Source organism: Pseudomonas kielensis, from assembly GCF_030505375.1.
Lineage (GTDB): Bacteria > Pseudomonadota > Gammaproteobacteria > Pseudomonadales > Pseudomonadaceae > Aquipseudomonas > Aquipseudomonas kielensis.
On the sequence record NZ_CP130043.1, the window covers coordinates 431,707 to 454,210 of the forward strand.

Consider the following 22,504-nt stretch of genomic DNA (forward strand, 5'->3'; position numbering starts at 1 on the left):
AACCGCAAGCGCCTACAGGTATCCCCCGGCGGACTGATCAAAGACCAGCGCCTGTGGCACATCCACATCCCACAAAACGCCCCCATCGTCCACCACCACCTCGACCACCCTGGCCTTGGCAAACAACGGCTTGGCCCCACGGTCTCCGGACAACGCCATCAACGCCGGGCCAAACGACGCGCCAAACCCCACAGGGTGGCCGAACTCGCCGGCCCGCACCGGCACACTGATGGCATCGGCCGTCACCTGTGCCACGACCTCATCGATACTCGCCGGCAAGATAAACGGCATGTCCCCCAGCACCACCAGCCAGCCGCCCAGTCCCGGGCAGGCCGCCACTGCCGCAGCAATGCTGTCGCCCATCCCCGTGGAGGCCAGCCACAGCACTTCGCAGCCGTAGGCACGGGCCAGTCGGGCAACCTCGGGGCGGTCCGGCGTGGTCACCAGCCAGCGCGGTTGGACGCTGTCCGGCAAATTGCGCAGGCTGTGTTCGAGCACCGGCCGGACAACACCGTCGCGACCTTTACACCGCGCCAGCAGCTTGTCCTGGTCGGCGCCGGCCACTTGCCGATAACGACTGCCCTGCCCTGCCGCGAGAATGATCGCGCCGACATTACACTGCACGCGCCTCATCACGCCTTTTCCTGCTGCCAGCCTTGCAACTGATAACGCACGGGCAAACTGCGGATGCGCTTGCCCGTCGCGGCAAAGATCGCATTGCACAAGGCCGGTGCAATCGGAGGCACGCCCGGCTCACCAACCCCGCCCAGCGGCACATTGCCGGGGGGCGTGACCAGATGCACCGCCAGTACCTTTGGCGCCAGGGACATGCGCGCCACCTCGTACATATGGAAGTTGTCCTGCTGGACCTTACCGTCCTTGAAGCTGATCTCCCCCAGCACGGCGTTGCCCAGGCCCATCACGCAAGCCCCCTCGAACTGCGAGCGAATACGCTCGGGGTTGATCTGCGGACCACAATCGACGGCGATGTCCGCCTTGTGCACCAGCAACGTACCGTCGCCGCTGACCTCCACTTCGATGACTGCCGCCACATAGGTGACAAAGCTGTAGTGCACCGCCAGCCCCAGGCCACGCCCCCGGGGCAACTCGCGCCCCCAGCCGGCGGCCTGGGCGGCGGTTTCCAGCACAGCACGCAAACGCGCGGTGTCGATCGGGTAACGTTCCGGGGATTCGCCGTAGTTCCACTCCTCGCTCAAGGTCCGTGGATCGATCTGCCGATCGGGCCCCAATAGCTTGATCTGGTACTTGAGCGGATCCTGGCCGGCCTTGTGCGCCAGCTCGTCGACAAAACTCTGGATGGCGAAGCCATGGGGAATGTTCGACACCGAGCGATACCAGCCGACCCGGGTATGGGCAGCGGCTTCAGGGTTTTCCAGGCGCACATTGGGAATCGCATAGGCCATGTTGGTAAAGCCCATGCCCAGCTCAAAAGCGGCTTCATGATTCATCCCCGGCGCGAACAACGCGGTGATGCTTGGCGCTACGGTGCGGTGCAGCCAACCGGAGGGCATGCCGTCCTGGTTGAGACTGGCCTTGAGGTATTCGGCCGAAACCGTGTGAAAGTAGGAGTTGTGGATATCGTCTTCACGGGTCCACTGCACCCGCACTGCCTTGCCAGGGAGCGCCTGGGCCAGGATAGCCGCCTCAAGGATGAAGTCCGGCTTGGACTTGCGCCCGAAACCACCACCGAGCAAGGTGACGTTCACCCTGACCTTGTCGAAAGGTATGCCCAGGCGTTCGGCGATACGCTCACGGGTGACCTGAGGGGCCTGGCTCGGCGCCCAAGCCTCGCACTGACCGTCCTGGAAGCGTGCGACGGCAACCATCGGTTCCATCGGCGACTGCGCCAGGTGAGGCAAGTAATAGGTCGCCTCCAGGCTGCTGTCGGCACTGTTCAGCGCCTCGTCGATATTACCGGTGCTGCGCACCACCTTGCCCGGCTTGAGCGCCGCAGCTTCCAGCACCTTGCGGTAGGCGATCGAGTCATAACCGGCATTGGCGCCGTCGTCCCAGACAATCTTCAGTGCCTCGCTCCCCTTGATCGCCGCCCAGGTATTGCTCGCAATCACCGCCACACCGCCCAACGGCTGGAACTCGGAGGGAATCGGCCGGCTGTCGATCTGCATCACCTTGACCACCCCCGGCACCTTCAGCGCCGCACTGGCATCAAAGGACTTGACCGTGCCGCCATACACCGCCGGCCGCGCCACGGTGGCAAAGAGCATGCCTTCGAAGTGCACATCGGCACCATAGACCGCCCGCCCAGTGACAATGTCTTCGCCATCGATGGCACGCACCGACTCCTTGCCGATATAACGAAACTGCGAAGGCTGCTTGAGCCGCAGGCTTTCTCGCGCCGGCACCGGCAAGGCAGCGGCCGCCTCGGCCAGCGCGCCATAACCCAACTGACGCCCACTGGGCTGGTGCAGGACGGTGTGCAATTGCGCCCGGCATTCGCCGACCGGCACTTGCCACTGATTGGCCGCCGCCAGTTCCAGCATGCTCCGCGCCGCGGCCCCACACCGGCGCATCGGCTCATACCAGTGGCGCATGCTGCGCGAGCCGTCGGTGTCCTGGTTACCGAAACGCACTTCATCGCCCGGCGCCTGGCGAACCTTGACCATGGCCCAGTCGGCGTCCAGCTCATCGGCCACCACCATGCTCAGGCTGGTGCGCACGCCCTGGCCCATTTCCGAGCGGTTGCACAGCACCGTCACGGTGCCATCGGCGGCGATGCTGACGTACACCGTGGGGTCATCGACCCAGCCGTTGGGCATGCCGTCGGCACCGAACTTCTTGTCCTCGGCGAACGCGTCCTGCCAGCCCCAACTGGCCGCCAGCACCAGCGCTCCCGTGGCCCCTACGCCCTTGAGGAAGCCGCGTCGGCTGAGGTTACTCAGGACAAAATCCATTGGTAAGCGGCTCATGCCTTGGCCTCCTGCAGATGGGTCGCCACCTGGCGGATCGCGGTCTTGATCCGGTTATAGGTACCGCAGCGGCAGATATTGCCGACCATCGCAGTCTCGATCTGCTCATCGCTGGGATTGGGATGGGTCTTGAGCAATGCCGTGGCCGACATGATCTGGCCACCCTGGCAGAACCCGCACTGCGCGACGGCGGTATCGAGCCAGGCTTGCTGGACCAGTTGACCGAGCGGATCGCGGTGCAGATTGTCGATAGTGCTGACAGCCTGGCCGACCACCGAGCCGATCGGGGTGATGCAACTGCGTGCCGGGGCACCGTCGATATGGATAGTGCATGCACCACACAGGCCCATACCGCAGCCAAACTTGGTGCCGCGGTAACCGGCAACGTCGCGGATCGCCCAGAGCAGCGGCATGTCCTCGGTGACATCCAGTTGATGGTCTTGACCATTGAGCTTCAGGGTAATCATGGGCACGCCCGCATATGCATGAGGTTATGGGGTCGAGTTATCTGCCGCGCTGTAGCGAGGGTTCGGAACACGCAGATCGACTCAGGCTGATGGGCTCTCTTGTGAAGATGGGTCTTCACCGGGCCTTTGTTGGAGCAAAGGAAAACATCGTCAGAAGATCACGTTAACTGATCATTAACAAAAAAGCCCTGCAACCATTAGGGCGTGCAGGGCTCTGGGTTCAGCGTTCAAGCGTAGCTCAATAGCGATTCGGTTCCATTTCCAGCTCGACATTAAAACGCTCGAGTATGTCTTTCTGGATCCGCTGCGCCAGTTCGAGCAGTTCAAGCCCGGTGGCGCCGCCGTAGTTGACCAGCACCAGCGATTGCAAGCGGTGCACCCCGGCGTCGCCTTCGCGAAAGCCTTTCCAGCCCGCTTGCTCGATCAACCAGCCAGCCGCCAGCTTGACCTGGCCATCAGCTTGCGGATAACCGACCAGGCCCGGGTGCGCGAGGCGGATGTGTGCAGCGAGCTGGGCGCCGACCACCGGATTCTTGAAAAAGCTGCCGGCGTTGCCGAGCACCGCCGGGTCAGGCAACTTCTCACTGCGAATGCTGCAAATCGCCTGACTGACATCACTGGCGCTTGGCTGCTCGATGCCCTGCTCGGTCAGGCGCTGGCGCACCGGGCCGTACTCCAGGTGCAAATGCTCGACCCGGTCCAGGGCAAACCGCACCCGCAGGATCAACCAGCGGCCAACCTGTTGTTTGAACAGGCTGTCGCGGTAAGCGAAGTTGCATTCGGCCAGGGTGAAATCCCGCAGCTCGCCGGTCTGGCGATCGAGGGCCGTCAACCCGGCGAACACGTCCTTGATCTCCACCCCATAGGCCCCGATGTTCTGCATCGGCGCCGCCCCTACCGTACCGGGAATCAGGCTGAGGTTTTCAAGGCCCGACAAGCCCTGCGCCAGCGTCCACTGTACAAAGGGGTGCCAGGCTTCGCCGGCCTCGGCCTCGATCACCACCCGCGTGCCGTCGTCGCTCAACTGGCGAATACCGCGAGTGGCCATGCGCAGCACCAGCGCCTGGATATCCGCCGTCAGCAGCAGATTGCTGCCCGCCCCAATCACCAACAATGGCAGCCCGTGCTCGTCGGCATACGCCAGCGCCTGGCGAACGTCGGCATCGCTACGGGCCTCGGCGAACAGTTGCGCACGCACGTCCACGCCAAAGCTGTTGAATGGTTTGAGCGAAACCTGCGACTGCAGGTGCAAAGTCATAAGCGTCCCTTCAATTCAATCACCAGCAAATCGCAGGCCTGCTCGATCAGGTCCAGTACCTGTTCGAAGCCATGCTCACCGTCGTAATAAGGATCCGGCACGTCATCGACACTCGACTGATAACGACGCAGGAACAGGTCCAGCTCGGCCTTGCCCTGGGCCGGCTGCAGGGCCTTGAGGTTGCGCAGGTTGCTCTGGTCCATGGCCAGGATCAGGTCGTAGCTGGAGAAGTCGGCCCGCGTCACCTGTTGCGCCCGCTGCGCCGACAGGTCGTAGCCACGGCGCAACGCCGCGGCCTGGCTGCGCTTGTCCGGCGGATTGCCGACATGCCAGTCGCCGGTGCCGGCAGAAGCCACGTCGACCTGCCCGGTCAATCCGGCGGTACGTAATTTATGCCGCAGTACGCCCTCGGCCGTCGGCGAACGGCAGATATTGCCCAGGCAGACAAACAGAACCCGCATCAGGCCTCCAGCAGGCGACGGACGCGCTCGAGGTCTTCAAGGGTGTCGACCCCCGCTGGCGGGGCAATGAGGGCATCGGCGACATGGATTCGCACGCCATGCCAGAGTGCGCGCAGTTGCTCCAGGCACTCGGTGTCTTCCAGCCAGCAGGGGCCCCAGCTGACGAAGTCATGCAGGAAGCCGGCACGGTAGGCGTAGATCCCGATATGACGGCGGTACGGCACACCCTCGGGCATTTGCGTCTGGCTCTTGGCGAACTGGTCGCGCGCCCACGGCAGGGTCGCCCGGCTGAAGGTCAACGCCAGGCCATTGAGGTCGCTGACGACCTTGACCACATTGGTGTTGAACAGGGTTTCAAGGTCTTCGATCGGTTCGGCCAGGGTCGCCATGCCCGCTTCGGCATGGGCTGCCAGGTTGGCGGCGACCTGGTCGATCACGCTCGGCGGAATCAATGGCTCGTCGCCCTGGACATTGACCACAATGGCATCTGGCGCCAGACCCAGTTGGCTGGCGACCTCGGCCAGGCGGTCAGTGCCGGAGTTGTGGTCGACCCGGGTCATCACCACTTCACCCCCAAAGGCCTGGCAGGCCTCGACAATGCGCGCGTCGTCAGTGGCGATCACCACTCGCTGGGCGGCACTTTTGCGCGCCTGTTCCCAGACATGCTGGACCATCGGCTTGCCGGCAATCATCTGCAGGGGCTTGCCTGGCAGGCGCGTGGAGGCAAATCGCGCCGGAATCACCACCGTGAACGCGTGACTCATTTGTCCAGGCGCTCTTCGGTGGTCAGGGTACGGGCTTCGGTTTCCAGCATGACCGGAATGCCATCACGAATCGGAAATGCCAGGCCAGCACCCTTGCTGATCAGTTCGGTCTTGTCGGCGCTGAGCTTGAGCGGACCTTTGCAGATCGGGCAGGCGAGGATGTCGAGCAATTTGGTGTCCATGAAAACTCCCTGGAAAAAGCGTTTTAAGGCAAAAGACGTGCGGGCAACAGCCGCATCAACTGCGTATCGAACCAGGCCACGAAAGCCGGTGAAGGCGCAGCATCGACCGCCAGGTACCACCAGTCGGCAGCAGCAAAGGCTCGGCATTTCACCGCATCCTTTTCCGTCATGACCAGTGGCAGCGATGGCGTGAAATTCAAGGCCGCCGCGCTGTATTGCGCGTGGTCGGCAAACGCATGTGACACAGGCTGCCAGTGTAGCGTTTCAAGGGTAGTGAAGAAACGTTGCGGATTGCCGATCCCGGCCACTGCGTGCAACGCCTGCCCCGCGGGGAAATACTCGAGGCCGCGGCGTTCACCGGTCAGCAGGTTGACCAGCGCTGTGGGTTGCAAGCGGAATGCAAAACCCTCGTCGGCATCGGCCAGGGCGCCGTTGAACAGCACCGCATCGACGCTTTGCAGACGCTCCACCGGCTCGCGCAACGGCCCCGCCGGCAGGCAACGACGATTGCCCAGGCCGCGCGCCGCATCGATCAGCACCAGTTCCAGGTCGCGCGCCAGGCGGTAATGCTGCATGCCGTCGTCAGAAAGAATCAGGTCCAGCGGCTCGGTGGCCAGCAACGCCTGGACGGCACGGCTGCGGTCCGGGTCGATCATCAAAGGCACGCCGGTACGCTGGACGATCAGCAGCGGCTCATCGCCGGCCACTGCGGCAGTCTGTTGCGCCTCTACCCGCCAGGGCAATTGGGGCGGCGTCGCCCCGTAGCCGCGACTGACCACCCCGACCCGCAGGCCGGCGCGCTGGCAGTGTTCGATCATCCACAGAATCAATGGTGTCTTGCCGGTACCCCCGACGGTGATATTGCCGACCACGATCAGCGGCACCGGGGGCTGGTAGATCTCGCCTTCGCCCGCCAGGAACCGCTGGCGCTTGGCCGTGACCACGCGCCGGTACAACCACTCCAGTGGCCACAAGACTTTGAGCGCCGGATGACCGGCGTACCACGCAGTGAGCAATCGATCGGACATGGCCATCAGGGTGCCGGAGCCGCCTCAACAGTGGTCATGCGCAAATGGGTGAACCCCAGCTTGCCGGCGGCGTCCATGGCGGTGATGACCGCCTGGTGCTGGGTCTTGCCATCGGCGCTGATGGACAGCGGCAGGTTGGTGTCGCCATTGGACTCTTTTTTCAGCGCATCGATCACGCTGGCCAGGTCGTTCTTGGGCAGCACCTGGTTGTTCACCGAGAACGTCCCGTCGGCGCTGATGGCGACGTCCAGTTGCTTGGCCTGCTGGTCTTCGGCCGGCGAGCCGCTGACCGCTTCCGGCAAGTCGACCCGCAGCTGGGTTTCCCGGGTGAAAGTGGTGGTCACGACGAAAAACAGCAGCAGGATAAACACCACGTCGATCAGCGACGCCAGGTTGATGTCCACATTCTCCCGTGGTTTGCGGCGGAATTTCACGCTTTGCCCTCGGTCAGGTCAACGTCACGGTCGCCCTGCACCACTTCAACCAGCTTGATCGCCTCCTGCTCCATGCCAACCACCAGTTCATCGATGCGGCGCTGCAGGAACCGGTGGAAGAATACCGACGGAATCCCCACCATCAGGCCTGCGGCGGTGGTGATCAAGGCTTTGGAGATACCACCGGCCAGCACCGCGGCGTTGGTGGTCATGCCCGAGCCCATAAACGAGCTGAAGATATCGATCATGCCCAGCACCGTACCCAGCAGCCCCAGCAATGGCGCCATGGCAGCTATGGTGCCGAGTGCATTGATATAGCGCTCCAGCTCATGAATGACCCGGGCGGCAGCCTCTTCGATGCACTCCTTCATGATCTCGCGACCATGCTTGGAGTTGGCCAGGCCCGCGGCGAGGATTTCCCCCAGCGGCGAGTTGGCGCGCAGTTCCTTGAGTTTTTCCTTATTGAGTTGCTTGTCCTTGATCCACACCCAGACCTGCCCGAGCAAATGCTCCGGGGTCACACGGCTGGCCCGCAGGGTCCACAGGCGCTCGGCAACAATGCCCAATGCAGCGATCGAACTCAAAATGATCGGCAACATCATCCAGCCGCCGGATTTGACCAATTCCCACACAGTGACAGTCCCCTCGAAAAAGTGCGCCACTTTAGCATACAGACAGGCCGTAGAGACCGGGCCCGCCGACGACCGTGCCCGGCCATGACACCAGTCCGGGCCGCCTCAGGGCGCAGGGCTGACAGACGGCGCACTGCGCCAGAAACGCGCGGCGCGACGCATCGCCTGCGGCGCCGTGAACTCCCCCAGAAGCAGGCGCACCGCGCCGTGCTCGGCACTGTCATAGATCTGCACACCCAGGCGTTGATAGCGCTCGACCACCTGGGGATGGGGATGACCGAAGCTGTTGCCGTGCCCCCGGGAAATCAGCACCCCCTGGGGCGCCAGCGCACGGACAAACGCCTCGGACGAGGAGCTGCGGCTACCGTGGTGCGGCGCTTGCAGCCAATGGCTGCTGACCGCCAGCGGCGAATCGAGCAACACCCGCTCGGCACGGGCGTCAATATCGCCGGTCAGCAGCAAGCGCTCACCGTTGGCCTCAATCTGCAACACGCAGGAATTCTGATTGCTGTCAGTCGCCCCAGACCAATGCCACAGGGTAAAACGCACACCGTCCCACTCCCACTGCTTGCCACTGGCACAGGGCAACGCACGCAATTCATTCGGCAGATCCTGCGGTTCGCCGCTGATGACTTGCCTGACCGGCAGGCCACGCCAGATTGAGCGTGCGCCCCCGGCATGATCGGCATGGGCGTGACTGATCAACATCAGGTCCAGGTGGCGGACACCGAACTTGCGCAACGCCGGCAGGACCACTTGCGCGCCGAGGTCAAACCCGCGAAAACCCGGCCCCGTGTCATAGAGCAAGGTGTGTTGCCGGGTACGCACCACAATCGCCAGGCCCTGGCCGACATCCAGCTGCCAGACTTCGGCCCGGCCCTCGGGCACCACCCGGGGCGGCGCGAACACCAGCAGCAGCAACATCGGCCAACCAAGTGGCCGCAACGGCACCCCCTTGGGCAGCAACAGCAATACCGCGCCCAGCACAGCGATCGCCCAGGCCCACAAAGGCACTGCTGGCGCCACCCAGGCCGGCAGTTTCCCTGCCACCCAGCTCAGTGCACTGAACAACCCATCGAGCAAGCCGCCAGCCAGCCACAACAGCCCCTCCCCGACATAGGGCACCGGCAGCAACAACGTCCCCAGCAAGGCGGGTGGCAGGACCAGCAGGCTGATCCAGGGCACGGCCAGCAGATTGACCAAGGGACCGGTGAGGCTGATGGGCAGGTTGAGGATCAACAGCACCGGACCTAAGCCAAGCGCAATCAGCCACTGGGCGCGGGTCCAGGTTTGCCACCAGCGCCACGGCCCCAGTCGCCCGCCAAAGGTGAAGATCAGCACCGCCACCGCGGCAAACGACAGCCAGAACCCCGGGCGCAGACTGGCCAATGGGTCCAGCAGCAGCACCGCATTCAGCGCCAGCAGCCAGGGCCACCAGGCCGCCAGATGGCGAAAGCGCAGGCGCCATAACAACACCAGGCCGATCATCACGCAGGCCCTGCGCACGGGCACCTCGAATCCGGCCAGCAGCCCATAGCCCAGCGCTGCGGCGAACGCCAGGCCACAGGCCCAGGGCAACCACGCCAGGCGCTGCGGCCACAGGCCATACCGCGCGAGGCCCGCAACCAGCAGATAGACCATCCCCGCCAGCAAACCCACGTGCTGTCCGGATATCACCAGCAAGTGCACGGTGCCGGTGTCCTGCAAGACCTGCCAGTCGGCACGGCTCAACCCAGAGCTGTCGCCCAGCACCAACGCCGCCAGCGCCCCCTCCCGGCCTTGGGCGTCGACGGCCAGCAAGCGCTGGCGAACCGCGTCGCGCCAGGCCCATTGCGCAGACTGCAGACGGTGTCCGTCCTTGACGGTGGCCGTGGCACCGATGCGTTGCGCCAACAGCCAGGCCTCGTAATCAAAAGCATGGGGGTTGAGCAGGCCCACTGGCCGCTTGAGCGTCACGGCCAGCCGCCAGCGTTCGCCGCTGTTGACCCGTGGCCCGTCATACCAGGCCAGCCGGAGCAACGTCGGCACCTCGGTACGCCGCGCCCGGGCATCGGCCAATTCAAAACGCACTACCCCTGGCGAGTATTGGGGCAAGCCGACGACCCGGCCTTCAATCCAGCGAGTCTGGCCGTCGAGCTCCGGCGCCAGACGGTCATCGAGTGCCCACTGCGCACTGATACAGGCCCACACCAGGCCCAACAGAAAAAACGCCAGCGGATAGGTGCGAAACGGCAACAGCATCAACGCCAGCAACACCATCGCCAGCAACACCATCGCCAGCAACATCCCGACCGGTGGTAAGGCCGGCAAAAAAACCAGGGTCAACAGACCCAGCGCGAGCGCCAACATCCCTGTGCGCATAAGCCCGTCCTTGAGAGTTCCCTCTCTTGGATTAGCCGAGTCACGATGCCGCGCATTTATTAATTGTCACAAAGTCTGAATGGGCGTTTCCTCGAATCCGGGCATACTTGCCGCCTGAACTGACCGAGAAGCCCTATGCCCCGGCGCTTATTCAAACGTTACATGCCAGACCCGAGCAGCATCAGGGAACACAAGTCCTTACGCTTTCTCGGCACCCTGCTGCATGACCCGAACCTCTGGCACCTCAACCGCCACTCTGTAGCCCGAGCCATGGCCGTGGGCCTGTTTGCCGCCTTTTTGCCGATCCCCATGCAGATGCTGGTGGCCGCGGCACTGGCAATTTCGGTGCGCGGAAACATTCCGATCGCGGTGAGCCTGGTCTGGCTGACCAACCCGATCACCATGCCGGTGGTGTTTTTCTGTACCTACCAGACTGGCGCCTGGCTGATGAATGTCCCCGCCCGCAGCCTGCCGGAGGAGCTGACCTGGGAATGGATCAGCGGCGAACTGTCAACGCTGTGGCAACCGTTCCTGCTGGGTTCGGTGGTGGCCGGCCTGGTGCTCGGCGCCCTGGCTTACTGCATGACCATGACCTACTGGCGTTGGTGGGTCGGCCGGCAGTGGACGCGACGCAAGAAAGCCCGACGGACCAAATGAAAAACGGCACCTCCTGAGGTGCCGTTTTTTGTTGTCACCGAGTGACGGTATCAGGTGCGCATCCCGCGACCACTGACAAGCAACCGTGCACAACCGACATACAGCACCACGGTGGCCACCAGCATGAAGGTGATGGCGATGCTGATCTTGATGTCCGACACGCCAAGAATGCCGTAGCGGAAGGCGTTGACCATGTGCAGCACCGGGTTGGCCAGCGACACCGTCTGCCAGAATGGCGGCAGCAGGCTGATGGAGTAGAACACCCCGCCCAGGTAAGTCAGGGGAGTCAGCACAAAGGTCGGGATAATCGAGATATCGTCGAAGTTACGTGCAAACACCGCGTTGATGAACCCCAACAACGAGAAAATAGTGGCTGTCAGCACCACCACCAGGACAGTCACGCCCAGGTGATGCACCTGCAAGTCGGTGAAGAACAACGACAGCAAAGTCACGATGACCCCGACCATCAAGCCACGCAGCACGCCGCCCAGGGTGTAGCCGATCAGAATGGTGTGCGGGGACACCGGTGACACCATCAGCTCTTCAATGGAGCGCTGGAATTTGCTGCCGAAGAAACTCGACACCACGTTGCCGTAGGAGTTGGTGATCACCGACATCATGATCAATCCCGGCACGATGTACTCCATGTAGGTGAAGCCACCCATGTCACCGATCTGCCGGCCGATCAGATTACCGAAAATCACGAAGTACAGAACCATGGTGATCGCCGGCGGCAGCAGGGTCTGCGGCCAGATCCGGGTAAACCGGCGGACTTCACGGTAAACGATGGTGTTGAGGGCAACGAGGTTGGGTTGCAGTTCGGAACTCATACGGCCACCTTCGCCAGATTTTTCTCCACCAGGGACACGAACAGCTCCTCGAGGCGATTGGTTTTATTGCGTAGGCTCAACACTTCGATGTTCTGCGTCGCCAACTGAGCGAACAACGCAGTGATGCCCACCGCTTTATCCACCTGGACTTCCAGGGTATGACTGTCGATCAGCCGGCTCGGGTAGCCGATCAACTGCGGGGCCACCTGCATGTCGTGCTTGAGGTCGAGCAGGAACGTCTCGACATGCAACTGGCCGAGCAGATTACGCATGCTGGTGTTTTCGACAATGGTGCCGTGGTCGATGATGCCGATGTTGCGGCACAGTTGCTCAGCCTCCTCCAGGTAGTGGGTGGTGAGGATGATGGTGATGCCCTTCTGGTTCAGCTCGGTGAGAAAGCTCCACATCGAGCGACGCAGTTCGATATCAACGCCGGCAGTGGGCTCGTCAAGGATCAGCAGGCGCGGCTCGTGAACCAGCGCCCGGGCGATCATCAGCCGGCGCTTCATGCCGCCAGACAGTGAGCGCGACGGTACATCGCGTTTGTCCCACAGGCCAAGCTGGGTCAGGTACTGCTCGGCCCGCTCCTTGGCCACCTTGGACGGAATCCCGTAGTAACCGGCCTGGGTCACCACGATGTCGAAGGTCTTTTCGAACTGGTTGAAGTTGAACTCCTGGGGCACCACGCCGATACAGCGCTTGAGCCCGGCCGGGTCGCGGTCCAGGTCGTGACCGAAGATATTCACGCTGCCACTGGTCTTGTTCACCAGGGTCGAGAGAATGCCGATGGTGGTGGATTTGCCGGCACCGTTGGGGCCGAGCAAAGCGAAGAAGTCACCTTCAGCGACATCCAGATCGATACCACTCAGGGCCTGGAAACCGTTGCCGTAGGTTTTGGTTAGCTGCCGGATGGACAGAGCAGAACTCATATCGGATTTACGCACCAAGAAGGGAAGTGAGGAATACGTTGGGGCTCGCGGCGAGCAAAACCACCGCGGCGCATGAGCGTTATGGTGCTTGGCGACGCCGCACAAGTACAGTCATGCGTATTGATAGTCAGTATTAAGTCAACGCGGTCATGACCGCCTGCTGATAGGCCGGGCGCTGTTTCAGGCGCGCGTACCAGGCTTGCAGATGGGGCTGATGGGTGCGCTCGATAGGCATCTCGAACCAGGCATAGATGAAACTGCCCAGGGGAATGTCGCCCATGCCGATCTCGGCACCGGACAGATAGGGCTGGCTGGCCAATGCCTGATCCGCCATCGCCAGCAAGGCTTCGCACTCCTTGATCGCGGCCTTGATCGCCGACCAGTCCTGCTGCGCGGGCGGGGTGCGCAACACCCCCCAGAACACAGTGCGGAACGGACCGGCGAAACTGGAAGTGGTCCAGTCCATCCACTTTTCGGCACTGGCACGGGCCTGGACATCGGCCGGATACCAAGGGGTCCCATTGGCATGACGGGCCATCAGGTAACGCACGATGGTGTTGGACTCCCAAAGGACAAACCCGTCATCTTCGATCACCGGCACTCGGCCGTTGGGGTTCATGGCCCGGTACTCGGGCGTATCGACCAGCCCAAACGCGCCGCCGGCGTCGATGGCCTCGTAGGCCAGGCCAAGTTCCTGCGCCGCCCACAGGGGTTTCCTGACGTTCGACGAGTTTTTCCGACCCCAGATCTTCAGCATGATCTTCCCTCAATGGATGAATGCCGCAGCAGTCTACGCCGGATCAGGCGTCAGACAAATCGCTCTGCATGTCACCCAACAGGGCCGGCATTTGCTCGCTGAACAAATGGGGGTAGCACTGCTGCAGGTGCTCGAAAAAGAACACCTCGGGGACATCGGCAAACTGGCCATGATCCACCAGGTACTCCATGGACTGCTGCCCCTGCCGGTTGAAGGCATGGAATACGCTGTCGTTGACCCCGTCGAACTCCAACGCCGGCACATCGAACACTTCACACAGCCGCGCATTGAACGCCGGCGTCGCCTTGACCCAGCGCCCCTGCAGATACAACTCGGTGTAGCCGTGCATGGCGAATACATCGCTCTTGAGCAAGGCGATCAGGCGCGGAGTCGACAGATGATTGCGCACGTCCGCCAGGCCGATGCGTGCGGCTATCCCGCAATGCCGGGCACAGCCGGCCAGCAAAGTGGCCTTGGGCACGCAGTAGCTTTCACCGGTGGCCAGGGCATAGCTGCCGCGCAGTGTCTCGGGATCACGACTGAAGGTGTAGGGGTTGTAGCGCACGGCCTCGCGCACCGCGTAATAGAGATTGACCGCCTGCGCGATCGGGTCACGACTGCTGCCCCGATGTTTTTCGGCGAACTCCACCACCGAGGGGTGGTCACTATCGATGAAGCGGCCGGGACTTAGATACTCGTGCATGAGAACGCTCTCCTGGGGAAGCCCCGAGTCTAGCGATACCCTCAGCACAGAGATAACGACATTTCGGCCAAACATGAGCGCTTGTCGCACACCCCACGCAGGGTTTACTCAGCTTGCCGCCCGGTTTCACAAGCGAAATACACCCCCTGTTTCCTACACATTCAAACACATAGTACCAACCGCCCCCTTTGGCAGATGCCGACTAAGCTCTTGGGGTGGTTTTGACCCTGGTTTCACGGAGGATTGAATATGTTGCTGTTGTGGATACTGGTTCTGGTGTTCGGAATTGCCTATCTGGCTCACCGCCGCACCGCGCCCCTGCCCGCCCTGGGCATCGTCGCCGTCTACCTGCTGGCGATGGGCATCCTGAGTCATGCACCAGGCTGGTTGCTGCTGATTTTCTGGATTGCGCTGGCGGCCGTGGCCGCCCCCCTGCTCCTGCCAGACCTGCGGCGCAAATTCTTCAGCGCCCCGCTGTTCAGCTGGTTCCAGAAAACCCTGCCGCCCATGTCGCAGACCGAACGCGACGCCATCGATGCGGGCACTGTCTGGTGGGATGGCGAACTGTTCAGCGGCCGGCCGGACTGGAACAAGCTGCTGGCCTATCCCAAGGCGCAGTTGAGCGACGAGGAGCAAGCCTTTCTCGACGGCCCGACCGAAGAACTCTGCGCCATGGTCAGCGACTGGCAGATCGGCCAGACCATGGACCTGCCAGCCGAAGCCTGGGCACATATCAAGGCCAACGGCTTTTTTGCCCTGATCATTCCCCGGGAATACGGCGGCAAGGGGTTCTCCTCCTACGCCAACTCGCAGGTGGCGATGAAACTGGCGACCCGCAGTGGCGACCTGGCCTCCACCGTGATGGTCCCCAACTCACTGGGGCCGGCCGAGCTGCTGCTGCACTACGGCACCGAAGAACAACGCAACCACTACCTGCCGCGCCTGGCCCGTGGCGATGACATCCCGTGCTTCGCCCTGACCGGCCCGCTGGCAGGTTCCGACGCTGGCGCGATGCCCGACACCGGGGTGATCTGCAAAGGCCAATGGCAAGGCGAGGAAACCCTGGGTCTGCGCCTGAACTGGGAAAAGCGCTACATCACCCTGGGCCCCGTCGCCACCCTGCTCGGCCTGGCGTTCAAGGCTTATGACCCGGACCATCTGCTGGGCGACGAGGAAGACCTGGGCATCAGCCTGGCCTTGATTCCCACCGATACCGCCGGGGTGGAAATCGGGCGTCGCCACCTGCCCCTCGGCGCGTCGTTCATGAACGGCCCCAACTCCGGCAAGGACGTGTTCGTGCCGCTGGACTTCCTCATTGGCGGCCAGGAGATGCTCGGCAAGGGCTGGATGATGCTGATGAACTGCCTGTCGGTGGGGCGTTCGATTTCGTTGCCGGCCGTAGGCACGGGCGCCGCCAAGTTCACAAGCCTGGTCACCGGCCAATATGCCCAGGTGCGCGAACAGTTCAACGTGCCGCTCTCGGCCTTCGAAGGCATTCAAGAAGCCATGGCGCGCATCGGTGGCAATGCCTGGATGATGGACGCGGCACGCATGCTCACCGCCAGCGCCCTGGACCTAGGCGAAAAACCCTCGGTGCTTTCGGCAGTGCTCAAATATCACCTCACCGAACGGGGTCGCGAGTGCATCAGCCACGCAATGGATGTGCACGGCGGCAAGGCCATCATCATGGGGCCGAACAACTACCTGGGACGCAGTTGGCAAGGTGCGCCGATCTTCATCACCGTGGAAGGCGCGAACATTCTCTCGCGCAACCTGATGATCTTCGGCCAGGGCGCGATCCGCTGCCACCCGTTCGTCCTGAAGGAAATGGCCCTCGCCGGTCGCGAAGACAAAGAGCAGGCACTGAAAGAGTTCGACGGCCTGCTGCTCAAGCACATCGGCTTTGCCGTGAGCAACGCGGCCAGCACCCTGGTACTCAACCTCGGTCTTGGTCATCTGGAACACAGTCCCGGTGACAAACTCAGCCAGGGTTACTTCCGCGCGCTCAACCGTCAGGCGGCTGCCTTCGCCATGCTCGCCGACCTGAGCATGATGTTGCTGGGCGGCGAACTGAAACGCCGTGAACGCTTGTCGGCCCGTCTAGGCGATGTGCTGAGCAACATGTACCTGGCCTCCGCGGCGCTCAAGCGTTATCACGACCTCGACTCGCCTGAACACATGCGGCCGCTGTTCACCTGGGCAATGGAGGAAAGCCTGGGGCAGTCCGAGCGGGCGCTGGACGAGTTGCTGAGCAACTTCCCGAGCAAGGTGCTGGGCTGCCTGTTGCGGGTCATCGTGTTTCCGTTCGGACGCCGCCACAAAGGCCCGGACGATCGACTCGGTGCCGAAGTGGCAGGCGTGATCGGCCGGCCCAAGGGCGACCCGACCCTCGAAGAACTGCTGGGCGGCTGCTACCGTCCGCAAGCCGTCGACGATCCGGTGGGCGCCCTGCAACACGCCTGCGACCTGCTCAATGCAGTCCATCCACTGCAGAAAAAAGTCCACCTGGCCCTCAAGAGCGGGCAGTTCAAGCCCGCTGCCGGGGAGAACCTCATCGACGCGGCACTCGAGGCCGGGGTGCTGCAAGCCGTGGAAGCGCAAAACCTGCGCGAAGCCGAAGTAGCGCGCCGCAAGGTGATCGACGTCGATGACTTTTCCAAGGAGCAACTGCAACTGGCCGAGGGCAAAGTCCGCTAATACCCGGGCCCGTCCAGCGCGGTACAGATGAAAAACGGGCGCCAGGGCTATATACTCCGGCGCCCGTTTTGCTTTAGTTCTAGAGGACTCCCGTTATGCTCGACCAAACTCTCGTCCAGCTCGACCTCCTGCGCAGTATCCTGGTCGCTGTCGGTGAAGCCGAGCAGGTTCCGGAAGAAAGCCATGCGCTGTTCCTGGAACGCTTCGACGAACTGCGTGCCGCCCTGCCGATCGATCCGATCGAAAGCCAGTACCTGGGCCAGGACCTGATGTGCCAGATCATCCAGCGCTACCCGCAAATCGCCCATATGGTCCCGCGCGACCTGCTGTGGTACTTCGCCGGTGACTGCCTGCACTACATGCCCGACGATGAAATCGACCTGTACCAGGCCCTGGAAGAACGTCGCTTTGAAGCCGAACAGAACGACGAACCCTTCGACTGGAACCAGGAAAAACAACTGCTGGCCCTGTCGAACCAGGACAGCAAGCACTGATCAACAGCCCTGCAATGGCTTGCGGCCCTGTTCGCTGGCAAGCCAGCTTCTTCAAAATTCCCGTGTAAGCCAGGGACACTGTAGGAGCGAGCTTGCTCGCGATGGACGTTGACGACCACGCGTACAGCCTGAATCACCCCGCCGCCCCTCAGAACAGCCCCTCACTCTCCGGCAACTCATAGTGCGCAACGAGCGCGCCAGCCCCAGCGGATTTCCCCGGCTTACTCAGCGTTGGCTCTTTCTCCAGGCACTCCACCAGATAATCGATGAACACCCGCAGTTTGGGTGGCAAGTAGCGGGTTGGCGAGTGCAGTAACCAGGCACCACCACTGTAGGAAGCAAGAAAGCTCCAGTCCGCTAGCACCTGCACAATCAACCCCTGCTCAAGCGCATGCCGGGCGGTGAAGTACGGCAGGCTGCCAATGCCGATGTGCTGCAACACGGCCCCCAGGCGCACCCCGGTGTGATTGGCGGCATAACGCCCGCGCACCCCGACGGTCACCGCCTTGCTGCCCTGCTTGAACTTCCAGCGCGCGTCGCTCGGCGTTTCGCCCAGGTAGATACAACTGTGATTCAGCAGGTCGTGGGGATGGCTCGGCGTGCCGTGCTCCGCCAGGTACTGCGGCGTCGCGCACAGCAGGTGGTCGATGGTCAGCAACTGGCGCCCTACCAGCCCCACTGGCGGGCGGTCGGTGATGCGAATCGCCAGGTCGACATGGTCGTCGATCAGGTCAACCTCACGGTCCTCCAGGAGCAACTCGACATCGACCTTGGGGTAGCGCCGCAGAAACTCCGGCATATGTGGATGGATCACAAACCGTCCCACGGCCTTGGGCACGCTGACCCGCACCAGCCCTTCGGCCTCCTGGGTGAACTGGCCACTGATTTCCATGACCGAACGGGCCGCGCTGACCATCTCCTGGCAGCGCTTGAACACCTCTTCGCCACCATCGCTCAGGCGCAACTTGCGCGTAGTGCGTTGCAGCAAGCGGGTGGCCAGGGCTTTTTCCAGGCGCGAGATACTCCGGCTCACCGCCGAGGGAGAAGAGCCCAGTTGGCGCGCAGCTTCCGAGAAGCTGCCGGTCTCGACCACCTTGACGAAAATTGCCATTTCACCCAACAGCGGTAACGGGAGATTTATGCTCACAGCGCAACAGTCCTTTGATGTTTGAACGGATTATCACGCTATTGCGCCATCCATATAATAAAAAATGGAAATTTTGATAAGAGCCTGGAATATGACGCTTCGCCTGTTCTTCCACAGCGATGAACACAGTGCCAACGTGGAAGTCCTGGAATGCACGCCCTACGAGAGCGAATTTGCCGTCGTACTGCGCGCCACGCTGTTCCACCCTCAAGGTGGCGGCCAACTCTGCGACACCGGCTGGATCGGTGAAAGCCAGGTCCTGCGGGTGGTTCAGGAGCCCGAGCGCATCGTGCACTACGTCGATCGCCCCATCAGCCCCGGCATGACCCGCATCCGCCTCGACGAGCAACGTCGCCAACTCAATACCCGGCTGCATACGGCCGGGCACTTGATCGGGCACTTTGCCGAAACCCTCGGCTGGATTCCGATCAAGGCCCATCACTGGCCAGGCGAAGGGCGGGTGACGTTCAAGCCGGGTGAGACGCCCACGGAGTTCGATGCCAGCGCACTGCAAGATGCCCTGGCCCAGTGGATTGAAGAAGACTTGCCGCGCCTGACCTCGCTGCGCGAAGGCGCACGGGAAATCAGTTTTGGTGAACTGCCCGCCTACGGTTGCGGCGGCACCCATGTACAGCGTCTGCAGGAACTGGGCACGGTGACCATCGCCAGCCTCTCGCAGAAGAAGGGCACGCTGTCCGTGCGCTACGACGTCAGCTGAGTCCCGGCCTGCCCCGCCCCCCCGAAAGCACACGTTACCGGCATGCTCGCCAGAGCATGCTCCCCTTATCAGCTGGAGTTGAAATGCTTTCGAATTATCTGGGTGAGTTCCTGGCGTTGGCGACCATTCACTTTCTCGCCGTGGTGGCCCCGGGGCCGGACTTTGCAGTGACGATCCGCCAGAGCGTGAGGTTTGGCCGCTGGGTGGGAATCTGCACTGCACTGGGCATTGGCGCGGGCATTTCGGTGCATGTGCTTTACACGGTGCTGGGCGTCGGCGCACTGATGCACACCACACCCTGGCTGCTGACAGTGGCCAAGGTGCTGGGGGGCGGCTATATCGTTTATCTGGGCGTCAGCCTGCTGCGCAGCAAACCCAAGTCGACGCTTGACAGCGAACCGGCCGCCGCCGCACCCGATGCCCCGCAGAGCCTGGGCAAAGCCTTCACCACCGGTTTCCTGACCAACGCCACCAATCCCAAGGCAACGCTGTTCTTTCTGGCGATCTTCACCACGCTCATCAGCGCCACCACGCCGCTAGGGGTGCAGGCGTTGTACGGTCTGTGGATGTGCCTGGTCAACGCCCTGTGGTTTGTCCTGGTGGCGCTGTTCTTTTCCAGCAATCGGGTGCGCTTGCAGTTCATGCGCATGGGCCACTGGTTCGAACGGACCATGGGCGTGATCCTGATTCTGTTTGCCGGACGCCTGTTGCTCTCGCTATAAAAAGCTACGCGCGTCCAGCCCCAAGGCCAAACGCGCGCGCACTTACTTCAGGTTACCGCTGAGAAACTGTTGCAGACGCTCACTCTTCGGATTACCCAGCACCTCTTCCGGCGCGCCCTGCTCTTCGACTCGCCCCTGGTGCAGGAACAAGACCTGGTTGGAGACCTTGCGCGCAAAGCTCATTTCATGGGTGACCATGATCATGGTCCGGCCTTCTTCGGCCAGCCCCTGGATCACCTTGAGCACCTCACCCACCAACTCCGGGTCCAGGGCCGAAGTGGGTTCGTCGAACAGCATGACTTCCGGTTCCATCGCCAGCGCACGGGCGATCGCCACCCGCTGCTGCTGGCCACCGGAAAGAAACGCCGGATACTGCTCCGCCACACGAGCCGGCAGGCCGACCTTTTCCAGGTAACGGCGGGCCCGCTCTTCAGCGTCTTTCTTGCTGACACCCAGCACCCGGCGTGGCGCCATGCTGATGTTTTCCAGCACCGTCATGTGGCCCCACAGGTTGAAGTGCTGGAACACCATCGCCAGGCGCGTGCGCAGGCGCTGCAACTCGGCGTCGTCGGCCACGCGCATGCCATGGTGATCCTTGACCATGCGAATCGACTTGCCGTCCAGGCTCATGGCGCCGTCGTTGGGGGTTTCGAGAAAGTTGATGCAACGCAAAAAGGTGCTCTTGCCCGAACCACTGGCACCGATCAGGCTGATCACATCCCCGGTCTTGGCTTTGAGGGACACACCCTTGAGCACTTCGTGGCTACCGTAACTCTTGTGCAACTCTTCAATGGTCAGTTTGTACATGGGCGCAAACATCCAGAAAGAAAAAGGGTTCGCTGCGACGCGCAGGCCGCAAACGGTGACTGCCGTCCTTAATGGGCCGGTCCGAGAAATGCCAGCCAGCGGCGTTCGGCAACCCGGAACAGGCCGACCAGGGCAAAGGTCACGGCCAGGTAGATCAACGCGGCGATGCCGAACGACTGGAACGTCAGGAAGGTCGCCGAGTTGGCGTCCCGTGCGACTTTCAGGATGTCCGGGATGGTCGCGGTGAAGGCCACGGTGGTGGAGTGCAGCATGAGGATCACTTCGTTGCTGTAGTAGGGCAACGAACGGCGCAGGGCCGAAGGCATGATCACGTAGGCATACAGCTTCCAGCCTGTCAGGCCGTAGGCCTTGGCCGCCTCGACTTCGCCGTGGTTCATGCTGCGAATCGCCCCGGCGAAAATCTCCGTGGTGTAGGCGCAGGTGTTCAGGGCAAAGGCCAAAATGGTGCAGTTCATGGCGTCGCGAAAGAACGCGTCGAGCACCGGTTGCGCGCGGATGGCGGCCAGGCTGTAGATCCCGGTGTAGCAGATCAGCAACTGGATATACAGCGGCGTGCCGCGGAACAGGTAGGTGTAGAACTGCACCGGCCAGCGGATATAGAAGTGCGGGGAAACCCGGGCAATCGCCAGCGGGATCGACACCAGGAAGCCGATGCAGATCGAGGCGCTGAGCAGCCACATCGTCATCGCCAGGCCGGTGATGTGGTAGCCGTCGCTGTAGAAGAACGGCTTCCAGTACTCCTGCAAGAGCTCAATCATCGTACTGCCTCCCGGGAACCTGCCGCGTAATGCTGCTCAAGCCAGCGCAGGACGACGTTCGACGCGCTGGTGATCATCAGGTAGATCAGCGCCGCCAACACCAGGAAAAAGAACAACTGATAGGTACTTTTTCCGGCGTCCTGGGCGGCCTTGACCAGGTCGGCCAGGCCGATGATCGACACCAGCGCGGTGGCCTTGAGAATCACCATCCAGTTGTTGCCGATACCCGGCAAGGCGAACCGCATCATCTGCGGGAAGACCACGAAGCGAAAGCGCTGGGCGCGACTCAGGCCGTAGGCGGTGGCAGCTTCCATCTGCCCACGGGGCACGGCGAGGATCGCGCCACGGAAGGTCTCGGTGAAATAGGCGCCATAGATAAAGCCCAGGGTGATGACCCCAGCGCCAAATGGATTGATCTCGATATATTCCCACTCCATGGCCACCGTGAAACTGGTCAACCAGGTTTGCAGGCTGTAGAAAATCAGCAGCATCAGCACCAGGTCCGGCACCCCACGAATCAAGGTGGTGTAGCACTGGGCGGGAATGCGCAACAGTTTGAGGCTCGACAGCTTGGCGCTGGCGCCGAGCAGACCGAGCAGCACACTGAGCAGCAGGGACAAAATCGATAACTTGACGGTCATCCAGGCGCCTTCCAGCAACAGAGGGCCAAAACCCTGCAAGCTGAATGCGGAAAGCCCGAGCGTCTGTAAGAGAGCTTCGAACATAATT

General features: G+C 62.4%; 24 protein-coding genes. 5 read left to right on the forward strand and 19 right to left on the reverse strand.

All coding sequences use genetic code 11. The features are described 5' to 3' along the window. Positions 1-12: 12 nt before the first annotated feature. From Q1W70_RS02245 to Q1W70_RS02295, 11 genes are all read right to left on the reverse strand, one after another. Complete coding sequence (locus Q1W70_RS02245; protein ID WP_436799876.1) at positions 13-633, reverse strand: nucleotidyltransferase family protein; 621 nt, start codon at positions 631-633, stop codon at positions 13-15. Next, positions 633-2,948 (reverse strand): xanthine dehydrogenase family protein molybdopterin-binding subunit, encoded by a 2,316-nt coding sequence (locus Q1W70_RS02250; RefSeq protein ID WP_302098605.1) that lies wholly within the window; start codon positions 2,946-2,948, stop codon positions 633-635. Before Q1W70_RS02250 ends, Q1W70_RS02245 begins: the two co-directional genes overlap by 1 nt. Next, positions 2,945-3,415: a (2Fe-2S)-binding protein gene (locus tag Q1W70_RS02255; protein WP_166591303.1), complete on the reverse strand. Its 471-nt coding sequence runs from the start codon at positions 3,413-3,415 to the stop codon at positions 2,945-2,947. The genes Q1W70_RS02250 and Q1W70_RS02255 overlap by 4 nt, the downstream gene beginning before the upstream one ends. A 238-nt stretch (positions 3,416-3,653) precedes the next feature. Continuing rightward, positions 3,654-4,673 (reverse strand): UDP-N-acetylmuramate dehydrogenase, encoded by a 1,020-nt coding sequence (murB, locus tag Q1W70_RS02260; RefSeq protein ID WP_166591302.1) that lies wholly within the window; start codon positions 4,671-4,673, stop codon positions 3,654-3,656. After that, a complete protein-coding gene (locus Q1W70_RS02265; protein WP_166591301.1) occupies positions 4,670-5,134 on the reverse strand; it encodes a low molecular weight protein-tyrosine-phosphatase in 465 nt (154 codons plus the stop codon). The genes murB and Q1W70_RS02265 overlap by 4 nt, the downstream gene beginning before the upstream one ends. Beyond that, positions 5,134-5,898 carry a 3-deoxy-manno-octulosonate cytidylyltransferase gene (gene kdsB / locus Q1W70_RS02270; protein WP_166591300.1) on the reverse strand — a complete coding sequence of 255 codons (765 nt, stop codon included), beginning with the start codon at positions 5,896-5,898 and terminating at the stop codon, positions 5,134-5,136. The genes Q1W70_RS02265 and kdsB overlap by 1 nt, the downstream gene beginning before the upstream one ends. After that, positions 5,895-6,080, reverse strand: coding sequence for a Trm112 family protein (locus Q1W70_RS02275; RefSeq protein ID WP_095167619.1), 186 nt, complete (start codon positions 6,078-6,080; stop codon positions 5,895-5,897). The genes kdsB and Q1W70_RS02275 overlap by 4 nt, the downstream gene beginning before the upstream one ends. A gap of 23 nt (positions 6,081-6,103) precedes the next feature. Next, positions 6,104-7,114 (reverse strand): tetraacyldisaccharide 4'-kinase, encoded by a 1,011-nt coding sequence (gene lpxK, locus Q1W70_RS02280; RefSeq protein WP_302098606.1) that lies wholly within the window; start codon positions 7,112-7,114, stop codon positions 6,104-6,106. Then, positions 7,114-7,542 carry an ExbD/TolR family protein gene (locus tag Q1W70_RS02285; RefSeq protein ID WP_166591298.1) on the reverse strand — a complete coding sequence of 143 codons (429 nt, stop codon included), beginning with the start codon at positions 7,540-7,542 and terminating at the stop codon, positions 7,114-7,116. Before Q1W70_RS02285 ends, lpxK begins: the two co-directional genes overlap by 1 nt. Further along, positions 7,539-8,174, reverse strand: coding sequence for a MotA/TolQ/ExbB proton channel family protein (locus tag Q1W70_RS02290; protein ID WP_162530197.1), 636 nt, complete (start codon positions 8,172-8,174; stop codon positions 7,539-7,541). The genes Q1W70_RS02285 and Q1W70_RS02290 overlap by 4 nt, the downstream gene beginning before the upstream one ends. 105 nt (positions 8,175-8,279) lie before the next feature. Next, complete coding sequence (locus Q1W70_RS02295) at positions 8,280-10,535, reverse strand: DNA internalization-related competence protein ComEC/Rec2 (protein ID WP_302098607.1); 2,256 nt, start codon at positions 10,533-10,535, stop codon at positions 8,280-8,282. Between the two features lie 135 nt (positions 10,536-10,670). Between Q1W70_RS02295 and Q1W70_RS02300 the strand changes: the two genes are divergently transcribed. Further along, positions 10,671-11,192, forward strand: a complete 522-nt coding sequence (locus Q1W70_RS02300) for a DUF2062 domain-containing protein (protein ID WP_095167612.1) — start codon at positions 10,671-10,673, stop codon at positions 11,190-11,192. A gap of 50 nt (positions 11,193-11,242) precedes the next feature. On the opposite strand, the gene Q1W70_RS02305 is transcribed toward Q1W70_RS02300, so the two are convergent. From Q1W70_RS02305 to Q1W70_RS02320, 4 genes are all read right to left on the reverse strand, one after another. Beyond that, positions 11,243-12,022, reverse strand: coding sequence for an ABC transporter permease (locus Q1W70_RS02305; protein WP_166591296.1), 780 nt, complete (start codon positions 12,020-12,022; stop codon positions 11,243-11,245). Next, positions 12,019-12,951, reverse strand: coding sequence for an ABC transporter ATP-binding protein (locus Q1W70_RS02310; protein WP_166591295.1), 933 nt, complete (start codon positions 12,949-12,951; stop codon positions 12,019-12,021). The genes Q1W70_RS02305 and Q1W70_RS02310 overlap by 4 nt, the downstream gene beginning before the upstream one ends. Before the next feature lie 133 nt (positions 12,952-13,084). After that, positions 13,085-13,708 carry a glutathione S-transferase family protein gene (locus Q1W70_RS02315; protein ID WP_166591294.1) on the reverse strand — a complete coding sequence of 208 codons (624 nt, stop codon included), beginning with the start codon at positions 13,706-13,708 and terminating at the stop codon, positions 13,085-13,087. 43 nt (positions 13,709-13,751) lie between these two features. After that, entirely contained in the window at positions 13,752-14,411 is a 660-nt protein-coding gene (locus Q1W70_RS02320; protein WP_166591293.1) for a transglutaminase-like domain-containing protein, read from the reverse strand. Positions 14,412-14,660: 249 nt separating this feature from the next. On the opposite strand from Q1W70_RS02320, the gene Q1W70_RS02325 reads away from it, so the two are divergent. Both Q1W70_RS02325 and Q1W70_RS02330 read left to right on the forward strand, forming a co-directional pair. Further along, positions 14,661-17,108, forward strand: coding sequence for an acyl-CoA dehydrogenase (locus Q1W70_RS02325; protein WP_166591292.1), 2,448 nt, complete (start codon positions 14,661-14,663; stop codon positions 17,106-17,108). A gap of 95 nt (positions 17,109-17,203) precedes the next feature. Next, a complete protein-coding gene (locus Q1W70_RS02330) occupies positions 17,204-17,602 on the forward strand; it encodes a PA2817 family protein (RefSeq protein WP_095167600.1) in 399 nt (132 codons plus the stop codon). A 148-nt stretch (positions 17,603-17,750) separates the two neighbouring features. Here Q1W70_RS02330 and Q1W70_RS02335 read toward each other — a convergent pair whose 3' ends face one another. Further along, entirely contained in the window at positions 17,751-18,749 is a 999-nt protein-coding gene (locus tag Q1W70_RS02335; protein ID WP_166591291.1) for a LysR family transcriptional regulator, read from the reverse strand. Positions 18,750-18,840: 91 nt separating this feature from the next. Between Q1W70_RS02335 and Q1W70_RS02340 the strand changes: the two genes are divergently transcribed. Beyond that, positions 18,841-19,467 (forward strand): alanyl-tRNA editing protein, encoded by a 627-nt coding sequence (locus Q1W70_RS02340; protein WP_166591290.1) that lies wholly within the window; start codon positions 18,841-18,843, stop codon positions 19,465-19,467. An 83-nt stretch (positions 19,468-19,550) separates the two neighbouring features. Continuing rightward, the gene (locus tag Q1W70_RS02345; RefSeq protein ID WP_182343955.1) at positions 19,551-20,189 is read left to right on the forward strand and encodes a LysE family translocator; all 639 of its coding nucleotides are present in this window, start codon (positions 19,551-19,553) and stop codon (positions 20,187-20,189) included. Between the two features lie 42 nt (positions 20,190-20,231). Here Q1W70_RS02345 and Q1W70_RS02350 read toward each other — a convergent pair whose 3' ends face one another. The 3 genes from Q1W70_RS02350 to Q1W70_RS02360 form a co-directional block, all read right to left on the reverse strand. Beyond that, positions 20,232-20,996 carry an ABC transporter ATP-binding protein gene (locus Q1W70_RS02350; protein ID WP_166591288.1) on the reverse strand — a complete coding sequence of 255 codons (765 nt, stop codon included), beginning with the start codon at positions 20,994-20,996 and terminating at the stop codon, positions 20,232-20,234. A 68-nt stretch (positions 20,997-21,064) separates the two neighbouring features. Next, entirely contained in the window at positions 21,065-21,775 is a 711-nt protein-coding gene (locus tag Q1W70_RS02355; RefSeq protein WP_095167591.1) for an ABC transporter permease, read from the reverse strand. After that, positions 21,772-22,500: an ABC transporter permease gene (locus Q1W70_RS02360; protein ID WP_182343951.1), complete on the reverse strand. Its 729-nt coding sequence runs from the start codon at positions 22,498-22,500 to the stop codon at positions 21,772-21,774. Before Q1W70_RS02360 ends, Q1W70_RS02355 begins: the two co-directional genes overlap by 4 nt. Positions 22,501-22,504 lie beyond the last annotated feature (4 nt).